The organism is Paenibacillus sp. PastM-3 (assembly GCF_029893965.1).
In the GTDB taxonomy this organism is placed as follows: domain Bacteria; phylum Bacillota; class Bacilli; order Paenibacillales; family Paenibacillaceae; genus Paenibacillus_AQ.
In genome coordinates, this window is record NZ_JARXXP010000020.1 from 13,326 (window position 1) to 25,115 (window position 11,790).

The following is an 11,790-nucleotide window of genomic DNA, read 5'->3' on the forward strand; positions in this document are numbered from 1 at the left end:
TTTTTATCTGCCTTAAGGAGTATCGTTTACAGAAAAGATGGGTAATAGGATTCAAGGGCCGGAATAGAAATAGTCTGTAGGGTTCAATACATAATTTAAAAATTTGTTGTAAGATTTGTTTATACGTTCCCCTTTGCCGGTTGTATGCAGTTCCGGAAACCCCGGAATTCCGCATATTTCCGGTTGTAAGACGTTATCGTAATACATATGCTGCCTGCAGACATTCCGCCCCATTTGGCAGTTGAAGCGGGCAATCTGACGGATGAGAAGAATCGTTAATCGTACGGAAGCTAAGCTTTCCTGTGACTTTTGAATGACCCCTCCTCCAGTCCCTGAAGGGCCTAGCTCCGCAGTGGAACAGCACCGCATGTTTTCTGTACACAGCAATGAGTTTTTAAGTTTGATGCGGGGAGAGGATGACAGTGGCAGGTTTATCCAAGAATAACAACACACGCAGATTAATTATTGTATTTGCCGCTATCCCGGTGCTTCTGGTCGTTATCAGTACCGCTTCCCTGCTGTACTTGAATGCTACAATGAATAGGCTTTCAGATTCCCTGTACAGTGACGTATACCAGAACTCGGAGCTGATTCTGAACGCTGACCGCGACCTTTACCAGGGTGCAGTCTCCCTTCATGCGGCAATGAGCCCGAACATTACAAGCGAGCAGCGCAGCCTGTTCGCCCAGGATTTTGAAGACAACAACTCCCAGATCCGGCAGCGCCTTACTATGGCCAGCTATAACATTAACAACCTGGACAATCCGTACAGCGGCATGAAGCAAAGCGAGCTTCTGCTGAGTGAATTAAAGGATAAGCTGGCAAGCTTCGAGAGCTCCATGGAGACCTGGAAGGACACAGGCCGTGATCTTATTTCCCGGCGGGTACAGAGCGACTGGAACCCGGACAGCTTTTCGGCCACTCTTATTAATACCCAGTTAACGGAGACGCGCAGCAGCCTGGACGAGGCAGAAAACCTGATCGGCAATTACGCCCAGCAGATTACCCTGGAATTCCGCGAGAAAAAGAGCGCTCTCTTTGCCGTCTACTCCCTGTTCCTGTTCCTCCTCATCCTGGTCATTATTTACCTCTGCCGCCGGCTGATATCGCTGCAGAACCAGATGCTGGAGGAAAAATCGCTTTACCAGCTGATCGGTGAAACGATGTCGGATTTCATTATTTTGACCGACCCAAACGGCCTGATCCTGTATGCTTCGCCTTCACATGCCGGCGTGCTTGGTTATGTTCCGGAGAAAGGCTCTCCGCTCACCAACTATATCCGCGAGGCGGAGATATCCTGGGCCAAGCTGAAAAGCGCTGTACAAGGCAGTCCCCGCATCTCGGAGCTGCGCATGCGTTCCTCGGAAGGGCACTGGGTATGGCTGGAGACGAAGGTATCGCCAATCAGCGGGAGCAAGGTTTTCCCGGCCCAGTTCATGCTGATCTCCCGGGAAATTACGCAGCGCAAGCAATATGAGGAACGGCTGCACAAGCTGGCCTTCTACGATCATCTGACGGCGATCCCCAACCGGGCGCATTTCAAGATGTATATGGAAAACCTGATCACCCAGCCGGAGGAGCGCAGACAGGAAATTGCGCTGGCACTGCTCGATTGCGACCGGTTCAAACAGCTGAACGACACCCTGGGCCATCTGGCCGGCGATGAGTTCCTGCAGCTGTTGTCCCGTGAGCTGCAGCAGACCGTCAAGGGGACCGGCCAAGCCTTCCGCATCGGCGGCGATGAATTTGCCGTAGTGCTGCACCGGTTCACCAGTCCCGAAATGCTGGATGAAATCCTGCAGAGGCTGCTGCAATTATTCAACAAGACATGGTCGGTGAACAACGGCTCCAGCTTCCACACTTCAGCCAGCATCGGGGTAGCCTTGTATCCGCAGCACGGCTCCAGTATTAACGAGCTGCTCCGCGCAGCCGATCTGGCGATGTACCGCTCCAAAAATCGTGGCGGAAATGAAGCCAGCCTGTACAATGAGCTGATCGACGAAGAAGTGTCAGATCAGACTAAATAGAGCATCAGCGTATACAAAAAAGGCGCCCCTCAAGCCGGAAACGGCAGGGACGCCTTTTTGTAAATAGCAGAAATGACTTACAGGCTGCTGAGTTCTCTAAGCAGTGTGTCCGCTGCTCAGCTTCAGAGGATCATCCGCATTGCCGCGGCCGGGCTGCTTGCGTTCGCGAACCAGCACCTTGATCAGCTTTTCGCTGCCGGAGCAGTCAATGAACCGGTCGCCGTCCGCCGCCTTTTCTTCCCAGTCATTCAGTCTGAGAATATAGCCGACGGACTGCACGCCCATTTCAGCTTCAATCCGGGCTACAGCCCGCCCGTTCTCCATTTGCCGGAAATCACACTGGCCGTCCTGTATGCCTGTACCCCAGACCCACAGGTTCCAGCCGCGGTAATCGCCGTCAGGGCGGTCATAATGGACTTCAATGATTTTGGATCTTGGGGCAGGCTCACCATAGCTGTCGTATAGCACCATCATCGACAGGCCTTCAACCTGAACCTCCTGGTTACCGGCAATCCGGAAGGCTTCCGCCGCGGCATAGCTGTGATCCACCACAATGTTCCAGCAGCCGCCGGTATTAGGCAGCCTCTGCGTAATACTTTCCGTATTGGCATTGAAGATAACGACGATATTGTTCCAGACATCGCCGCCTGCATTATCCTTCAGCATATAAGACACTACACCGCCGTCACAGCGGAGGAATTCCAGGGAACGTTCGATTTCCTGGCGCCCGTGCAGACGGAAAGCGGGATGCTTGCGGCGCAGCTCAATCAGGCCCTTATAATACTGGAAGACCGGCATAAATGCCTGCTTCCGGTCCCAGCGGATCGCATTAATGACATCCGGGCTGCGGTAGCTGTTATGATCGCCGTATTTGCTGCGCAGCATTTCATCGCCGGCATGAAGAAAGGGTATGCCCTGAGACGTAAGGATCAGGCCATTAGCCAGCAGCGAGCGCCGCACCGTCTCGTTACGGAGAATATTCTGCGGATCGACGGCAAAATACGGATCGGCTGCCCCGACAGCCGCCTCCAGATCCCCCCCGTATTTCAGCCTTCCGTTCTCCAGCTCCGGCAGTCCGGCTGCCTGCTTCAGACCCTGGGAGGCCAGTATTTTATCCCACAGGTTAAGATTATCATGGGCAGTCACATAATTGACCGTTTCAACGGGTGAATCGGTAAAATCATGAATCGCACCTTTGATTCCGGAGGCTATCGCCCCCTCCTTGCCGTACTCGCCGGTCACGAATCCTCTGCCCCAGCCGTCACTGTCACCTTTGATTGCTGAGCGGAAGTTATCATTGAATACCGCATAACCTTTGCCGCGCTGCACGCCTTTGAGCGTCTTGGCAGCCAGAGGGGAATCTCCGCCAGTCCAGGGCTCTCCGTAAATCAGCAGATTCGGGTTTATGTTAAGCCGCAGCTCCTCGGTAATCTCCCGGATCGTCACGCTGTCCATCAGCCCCATCAGATCGAAGCGGAAGCCGTCGATATGATATTCAGAAGCCCAGTAGGCCAGGGAATCCTTGATAAATTTGCGGACCATCGGCCGCTCGGTGGCAAGCTCATTGCCGACACCCGAACCGTTCGATAACCGTCCCAGGTAGTCCCGGCGGTAGAAATAATCCGGTACCAGCGGTTCAAAAGGCCCCTTCTCGAACGCATAAGTATGGTTGTAGACCACATCCATAATCACCGCAATGCCTTTGCTGTGCAGCGCCTGCACCATTTCCTTACATTCGCGTATGCGCGCTCCTGGATCGCTTGGATTCGTGCTGTACGAGCCCTCAGGCACATTATAGTGCTGCGGGTCATAGCCCCAGTTGTACTCCGTGTAATAATCCGGACGAGGCCCCCCACCTGTACCATTCAGCTCATCAACCGTCTGGTAATCAAAGACCGGCAGCAGATGGACATGGGTTATGCCAAGTTCAGCCAGATGATCAATGCCCAGCGGATTTCCGGCCGCATCACGCAGACCGGTTTCGGTAAAAGCCTTGAACTTGCCCTTATTCATTATCCCCGAGCTTGCATGAGCCGAGAAATCGCGCACATGCAGCTCATAAATGATAGCGTCGGCCGGATGCGGGAGCTGTGGTGACTTATCTCTGCTCCAGCCTTCCGGATCTGTATCACGCAGGTCCACAATTGCCGAACGCAGCCCATTGGCCGAAACAGCGGTTGCATAAGGGTCCGCGGCTTCATTGATCGTTCCATCCTCAAAGATCGTACGGTACATATAATACTTGCCCTTCAAATCCCCGGTGACCTGTACCTGCCAAACGCCGCCATCCCCGCGCTGCATCGGAACAATCCGTCCGCTGTCCCTGCTTAATTTCGCCGGCGATCCGGTTCCGTTCCCTCCAGTCTCGTATAATACAAGTGAAACGGTAAACGCCGTTGGAGCCCACACCTTAAACTGGCTGTACGCTGCGGTATAGGTCAGGCCAAGATCACTGCCTGCATAGGTTTCGAGCACTGTCTCTGCATTCATATAGTTACTGTTCATAACATCCTCACCATCCTGATGCCCACCATTGATTTTACCGGTGAACAGATCACCTTATTTAATTCCAACTATTACCACATCATTATACAATCATACTTGCACTGATTTGCAAGCGGGGCGTAGCGGTGCCTTATTCCTGAGTTCAAGCTAATAACTTGGCTCAAAATAGTATATGTAACACTATGTTCACAGGTTTGGGTCCAGCAGCGTATTCTGCTGCTTATACAATATATATCGACAATTTATGGCATTTATTTAAGATAAAAAGCAAAGTGGCGAATCTAACGGAAGTATAGTCCATAATTCGCCACAGGGCTACAGTAAAATGCTGCTATCTGTCTGATTCAGCAGATATTGGACCGCTTTGCTTGTGCTTGCGCTGTACTCTGGCGAACAAAACGGCGACCGGAAACAGCAATGCGGCAGCCGCCAGCAATGAAGCTCTGATAGAGAACCTGCTGCCGATATAACCGACTGCAGGTCCGCCGGCTGTCTGTCCAAGCGCGTCAGACTGGCTGATCAGAGACAATACGGTTGCCCGTGTCCTGCTCTCCAGTCTAATGTTCAGCCAGGTCTTGTATACCGGCTCATTGACCGCACCTGCCACTGCAAGGAGCAGGACTGCAGCCACTGCCGTGTAAAAGCCCGGTGCAAGTGCAAGCAGCAGGATGGCCCCGATGCGGACCAGCGTCAGTACCAGTAAGGCTGCCGTAAGCACCTTCTCCTTGTGCATATCGATCCTGCGTTCAGCCATATGCACGGCAGGTATTGCCAGCAGTGTAGAAGAGGCGCTGATGATTCCGAACCACACTGCCATGGAGATCACACTGTCCGGAAACCCGATTCCTTCTATTAAGTGGATTTGCCATAACCGGTCATAGCCTTCGGAGGCTGCCCCGCTGAACAGGGTTACCGCAGCCAGCGGGAGCAGTACCGGACTTCTGAACAGGACTGCAGCACCGCTGTGCCAGGTAAGGGCCCATGCCTTGAACGGAGCAGCTTCTGCTTCCCGCTTCCCCCTGACGAAGCCTGTTTCCTTCATCAGTAGGAACAGGACAAGCCCCAGCATGAGATATATTAAACCTCCGGCGATGTAGGGCAGGTTCGGTGCTGCAAGCGATAACCCCACACTTGTTCCGGCACCGAGAAGGGAGGCGGCAAGAGAAGCCTTTTCCGCCTGCATAAAAAGAGTCCCGGCTTTTCCCTCCCCCAGCTCATCCATAATCCAGGCGGTGTCCGCGCCGCTGACAAAAGTCCAGCCGAGCCCGAACAGCAGCTGCGCGGCCATTACCCATGCAACCGCCGGCACGTCAGCCCCCCCGCCCGTAAACCAGACAATGCTTCCCTCCAGCAGGAAGCCGCAGCCCATGACGCTCACGCCTATGATCACGGACAGTCTGCGGCTGTATAAATCGGCAACAGCACCGGTAATTCCCTCAAAGATAAGCACTGTGATTTCCAGCACCGTTCCGATCAGCAGCAGCTCAGAAGGGCGGAGCCCGAGTTCAGTCACATAATAAATGCTGTAGGTGGTGAATATAGTGCTGCTTGCAAATGCCATGATGAATACTAGCAGCAGATACATTTGAGAAGCCTGTAATTTTCGCACATAAGTTCCGCCTTTTCCTAAGGAATGTGCTTTAAGTATAAGGAACGCTGTTCGTTGCTGCTGTTCCGGACTTGCGGATTTTCTCTTTATGAAACAGCGTATGGAACAGCAAAAAAACCGGCCCCCTTGTCAGGAGACCGGCATAAAGTAGTTGGAAAAGTGAATTTGCCAAAACGGATCTTGCTTAAGCTAAAAAAGAATTACTTCACGCTGCTCTGCACAAGTGCAGCTACTTCCTCGGCCGTGCCGAGCTGCAGCGCTTTAGCAGCCATTTCCTTCATTTCTGCAGCGGACAGCTTGGAAATCTGGCTGCGTGCAGGCAGGATGGAAGTGGCGCTCATGCTGAATTCATCAAGACCCAGGCCGAGCAGAAGCGGAATCGCAGTAGAATCGCCGGCCATTTCGCCGCACATGCCGGTCCATTTGCCTTCAGCATGTGCGGCGTCGATCACGATTTTGACCAGACGCAGGATTGCCGGATTATACGGCTGATACAGGTAGGATACCTGCTCATTCATACGGTCGGCAGCCATTGTATATTGAATAAGGTCGTTTGTTCCGATACTGAAGAAATCAACTTCCTTCGCAAACTGGTCAGCCAGTACCGCAGTAGAAGGAATCTCTACCATAATACCGAGCTGGATGTTGCCTCCCACTTCCTTGCCTTCTTCACGCAGCTTCGCTTTCTCCTCAAGCAGGAGGTCACGGGCTGCACGGAATTCGCCAAGGGTAGCGATCATCGGGAACATGATCCGCAGGTCACCGTGTGCGCTTGCTCTGAGCAGGGCGCGCAGCTGTGTACGGAAAATATCCTGACGGTCCAGACAGAGACGGATTGCCCGGAATCCGAGGAACGGATTCATTTCCTTTGGCAGATCCAGGTAAGGCAGCTCCTTGTCGCCGCCGATATCGAGCGTGCGGACAACGACCGGCTTGCCTTTCATGTTCTCAAGCACGGTGCGGTACGCGTTGTACTGAACTTCCTCGGAAGGCAGCTTGTCGCGGCCCATGTAAAGGAATTCGGTACGGTACAGGCCTACGCCCTCGCCGCCGTTCTCAATCACACCGGCAACATCGTTAGGCGTACCAATGTTAGCAGCCAGTTCAACATGTTTGCCGTCAGCAGATACGGTCGCTTCATCGCGGAGTTTTTTCCACTCGGCGATTTGCAGGTCGTATGCTTCCTGCTTCGTCTTGTACTCAGCCACCTCAGCCTCGCTAGGGTTGATCAGCACATCGCCGCTCAATCCGTCCACGATAACCAGATCGCCTGCTTTAACCAGCGACAGCACATTTTTGGTGCCGACAACCGCCGGAATTTCCAGGGAACGGGCCATAATCGCCGAGTGCGAAGTACGTCCGCCGATATTGGTAGTGAAGCCTTTAACAAAATTACGGTTCAGCTGCGCAGTATCCGAAGGTGTCAGATCCTGTGCAATAACGATAACTTCTTCACTGATCTCAGCAGGGCTGATATAGTGAATGCCCAGCAGGTGGTTCAGCACGCGCTTGGTTACATCGCGCATGTCGGCAGCACGTTCCTGGAGGTAGGCACTCTTCATATTCTCGAACATCGATACAAATTGTGAAGCAACTTCATTTAGCGCATAGTCTGCATTAACCGCTTCTTCACGGATTTTGTCCATTACCGGGCTGATCAGCTCAGGATCCTCAAGAATCAGCAGGTGGGATTCAAAAATCTCAGCTTTCTTCTCGCCCAGCTCTGCCAGCGTGCGCTCCTTGATGGCCAGCAGCTCACCCTTGGATTTATCCAGGGCGGCCTGCAGCTTGGCCAGCTCGGCTTCCACATCGCTTACTGCAGTCTTGGTAATGGTATAGTCCGGATGTTCCAGGATAAATGCACGGGCTACGGCAATACCTGCTGAAGCCGCGATTCCTGAAATTTTACTCATTAATTTCTCCCAGCCCTTCTTTGATCATTACGTCCTGCAATGCGCTGAGGGCTTCGGCTTCTTCGCCGCCTTCAGTGATCAGGGTCAGTGTGTCGCCTGCTTCAAGACCCAGGGACAATACGCCAAGGATTGATTTCAGGGTTACTTTTTTTCCTTTTGCTTCTGCAAAGGCTTCAGTGCCTTTGAATTTAGTAGCTGTATTTACCAGTGCAGTTGCTGGACGTGCGTGAATTCCATCTTCGTCAACAATTTTGAAAGTTTTTTGCATAATAATCCAACTCGCTTTCTGTTTATTTGGTGTGGTTGTATGTTGCTTATCTATATGTGAGGGCAGCGCCTCCACTAAATTATAATGGATGCGCTGCGCCATTGCACATTTTACTGAATTGTGATGATGTCCTTGTCGCCAATGGTAACCTTGCCAGGCTTCTTCAGGGTTACTGTTGAGCCTTCTGGCAGGTTGGAGAAGATGACCGGTGAAATGACGGAAGGCGCATTGGCTTTCACGTACTCCAGATCCACTTCCATAATCGGCTGTCCGGCTGCAACCAGATCACCTTCCTCGACAAGAACTGTAAAGCCCTGTCCCTTCAGCTTCACTGTATTAACCCCGATGTGTACAAGCACTTCCTTGCCGCCGTCCGACATAATGCCGATCGCATGCTTGCTCGGGAATACATTGAATACTTTGCCGTAAACCGGTGAAGCAATTTTACCGTCAGCGGACAGGAAGGCGAAGCCGTCACCTGTCATCTTCTGCGAGAAGACCGCATCCGGCACCTGGGTGATATCCATCAGCTCGCCGTTAACCGGCGATACGATGTCCTCTGGCACGATCGCTTTACCCTCTTCTCCGGCCTGCTGCTCAAGCTCAGGCTGCGGAGCAACCGGTGCTGCAGCAGGGGTTCTGCCGTTCATAACATCCTGAATCTGCGACTTGATGGTGTCGGAACGTGTTCCGAAGATCGCCTGGACGTTATTTCCGACTTCAAGCACCCCGGAGGCACCCAGCTTCTTCAGGCGGTTTTTGTCAACGCCTGCTTTATCTTTAACCTCAACCCGCAGACGCGTAATACATGCATCCAGGTGAGCAATGTTCTCTTTACCGCCCAGTGCTGCCAGAATGTTGCGCGGCAGATCGTCTCCGCTTGTTGAAACAGCTTCTCCGCTTGTTTCTTCTGTCTCATCGGAAGGCTCTTCACGGCCTGGGGTTCTAAGATTGAACTTGCGGATGACGAAACGGAATCCGAAGTAGTAGATTACCGCGATTACCAGACCTACCGGTATTACCAGCCACCAAGCAGTACGGTTTGGTATAACCCCAAACAGGACATAGTCGATGAAACCGCCGGAGAAGGTCATCCCGATTTTGACATTCAGGATGTGCATGGTCATAAAGGAAAGGCCTGCGAATACCGCATGTACCGCGAACAGCAGTGGTGCTACGAACAGGAACGAGAATTCCAGCGGCTCGGTAATCCCTGTCAGGAATGATGTGAGCGCTGCGGAAACCATCAAGCTTCCGACAATCTTTTTGTTCTCAGGTCTAGCTTCATGATAGATCGCCAGCGCCGCTGCAGGCAGTCCGAACATCATAAACGGATATTTACCAGTAGTGAAGGTACCCGCTGTGAATTCCACACCGTCACGCAGCTGCTGCATGAAGATCCGCTGGTCTCCGCGGACCAGATCACCCGCTTTATCGATATAGCTGCCGAATTCATACCAGAACGGCGAGTAGAAGATGTGGTGCAGACCGAAAGGAATCAGGGAACGCTCGATCACCCCGAAGATGAAGGCTGACAGCGTCAGATTCGTATTGATCATGCTCTGTGATACATAGTTCAGGCCGTGCTGGATCGGCGGCCAGATGATCGTCAGTACAAGACCGAGGATCAGCGAGGTTACAGCCGTCATAATCGGCACAAACCGTTTACCTGCAAAGAAGCCCAGATAAGACGGCAGCTCTATACGGAAGAACCGCTTGTACATAGACGCCGCGAGTATCCCGACGAGTATCCCGCCGAACACCCCAGTCTGCAGTGTTGGAATCCCCAAAACACTGGCGTACGCAAAGTCCTGCTTGCTCAGCACCCACTCGTTGATCCCGAGCACGGTCCCCATAGTCACGTTCATGACGAGGAAACCGATAATAGCTGCAAGCCCTGCTACCCCTTCGCCTCCGGCCAGCCCGATAGCTACCCCAACTGCGAACAGAAGCGACAGGTTGCTGAAGACAATCTGTCCCGAGTTCATTAATACATTGGCAATGGCTTGAACAACATCGTTCTCCAAAGCCGGAACGTATTGGAGGAAATCAGGATTAACAAGCATGTTGCCGATCCCGAGCAGCAGACCTGCCGCAGGCAGAATAGCTACAGGAAGCATAAGCGCTTTACCGACCCGCTGTAAAACGCCAAACAACTTCTTGAACATAGGTTCACTTCCTTAATATGATTTTCTCACCAGACAAAATGCCAAAAAAGGCATGAGCAATACAGCATACAGGTTGTCATCTAACGCTAAAGTTAGATTACCCCGAGTTAGGGGATTACAACCAAAATACTGTAAATCACTCATGCCTGATCGTATCAGTTACACGTTGGTATTCTGTTGGTCTTTATTAACAGGGATTAGTTTAGCACCGATAATAAAAGAAAGCAAGCGCAATTTTGGCGCACTTAATTTTTATGCATCCACTTATAAATTGTAAAAGCATCAAGGCCACGGTTACCGCTACTGCTCCATATCCGCCTCATCCTCTTTTTTCTGGGCAAGACGCTGCAGATGAATCGTTAAATAGCTGACCTCCGCCGGATATACAGGAATGCGGACCCGCTGCTCGATAATCTTGGTCAGCTTCCAGGACAGCGAATACATCTCCGGGTATTCCCGCTTCATCAGACCATCCAGCGAAGATGTCTCCCGAACCGTTTCCCCGCGGCGCAGCCGTTCCAGTACGAACCGCAGATGGGTAACCAGACGCGAATAATCCAGCGAATCCCGCGGAATCCGGTAATCCAGATTATCCTCCACAATCGCCACCAGATCCCCGATCAGCAGGGAATGCTCCCGCACCTCGGAGATATGCCTGTTGCTGAGCGCACTGACAATATGCAGCGCCACGAAACCGATCTCATCCGGAGGAAGCGTGACGGCCATCGTCTCGTTAATCCGCTTAACCGCATATTCGGCCAGCCTGTATTCTTCCGGATAGATCTCTTTTGTCTCATACAGAAAAGGGTTGTGAATGGCCATATTCTGTTCATTGCGCCGGATGGCAAAGGAAATATGGTCGGTCAGGGCAATATGGATATGCTCGTTCAGGGGCTGGTTGCTGCTCTGCATAATATGCAGAACGATTTCCTGTACAACCTCTATCAGTTTCTCGTCCACCTGGGGGACCAGTTGTTTATATTGTTCCTGCTCTTCCTGGTTGCGGAGAATAAACATCTTCTCTACAGAGGACAGAGTGATCTGATCACGGCTTTTGCGGTTATACCCGATCCCCTTGCCAATTACGACGACTTCGGCATACTGGGGATGCTGGGCAATGATGACATTGTTATTGAGTACCTTGGCTACAGTTATGCTGCCCAATTCCGACACCTCTTTTAATTCTGAATACCTTATGCTTCAAAGCAGACTGTCTATCATAGCAGCATGCGTAAATTATACTTGAGGTACCATCATAACATCAACATGAGGTTATTAGAAGAGCGTCTCGAAAGCAGCA

7 protein-coding genes are annotated in these 11,790 nt (G+C 52.1%); 1 reads left to right on the plus strand and 6 read right to left on the minus strand.

The features are described from left to right. The first annotated feature begins 422 nt into the window (after positions 1-422). Entirely contained in the window at positions 423-2,027 is a 1,605-nt protein-coding gene (locus tag M2108_RS22920) for a sensor domain-containing diguanylate cyclase (protein ID WP_277471729.1), read from the plus strand. A gap of 96 nt (positions 2,028-2,123) precedes the next feature. Here M2108_RS22920 and pulA read toward each other — a convergent pair whose 3' ends face one another. The 6 genes from pulA to glcT form a co-directional block, all read right to left on the minus strand. Next, complete coding sequence (gene pulA, locus M2108_RS22925) at positions 2,124-4,532, minus strand: type I pullulanase (protein WP_277471728.1); 2,409 nt, start codon at positions 4,530-4,532, stop codon at positions 2,124-2,126. Between the two features lie 331 nt (positions 4,533-4,863). Then, positions 4,864-6,141, minus strand: a complete 1,278-nt coding sequence (locus M2108_RS22930; protein WP_277471727.1) for an MFS transporter — start codon at positions 6,139-6,141, stop codon at positions 4,864-4,866. Between the two features lie 200 nt (positions 6,142-6,341). Next, positions 6,342-8,054 (minus strand): phosphoenolpyruvate--protein phosphotransferase, encoded by a 1,713-nt coding sequence (gene ptsP, locus M2108_RS22935; protein ID WP_277471725.1) that lies wholly within the window; start codon positions 8,052-8,054, stop codon positions 6,342-6,344. Then, the gene (locus M2108_RS22940; RefSeq protein ID WP_039871440.1) at positions 8,047-8,322 is read right to left on the minus strand and encodes an HPr family phosphocarrier protein; all 276 of its coding nucleotides are present in this window, start codon (positions 8,320-8,322) and stop codon (positions 8,047-8,049) included. Before M2108_RS22940 ends, ptsP begins: the two co-directional genes overlap by 8 nt. 110 nt (positions 8,323-8,432) lie before the next feature. Next, positions 8,433-10,490, minus strand: coding sequence for a glucose-specific PTS transporter subunit IIBC (gene ptsG, locus M2108_RS22945; RefSeq protein ID WP_277471724.1), 2,058 nt, complete (start codon positions 10,488-10,490; stop codon positions 8,433-8,435). A gap of 300 nt (positions 10,491-10,790) precedes the next feature. Beyond that, on the minus strand, positions 10,791-11,654 hold the full coding sequence (glcT, locus tag M2108_RS22950; protein WP_277471723.1) for a glucose PTS transporter transcription antiterminator GlcT: 864 nt from the start codon (positions 11,652-11,654) through the stop codon (positions 10,791-10,793). Between the last annotated feature and the right edge of the window lie 136 nt (positions 11,655-11,790).

Excerpts from the sequence above, each read along its gene's own strand:
- pulA (WP_277471728.1), bottom strand. The coding sequence starts at position 4,532 with ATGAACAGTAACTATATGAATGCAGAGACAGTGCTCGAAACCTATGCA.
- ptsP (WP_277471725.1), bottom strand. The coding sequence starts at position 8,054 with ATGAGTAAAATTTCAGGAATCGCGGCTTCAGCAGGTATTGCCGTAGCC.
- M2108_RS22940 (WP_039871440.1), bottom strand. The coding sequence starts at position 8,322 with ATGCAAAAAACTTTCAAAATTGTTGACGAAGATGGAATTCACGCACGT.
- ptsG (WP_277471724.1), bottom strand. The coding sequence starts at position 10,490 with ATGTTCAAGAAGTTGTTTGGCGTTTTACAGCGGGTCGGTAAAGCGCTT.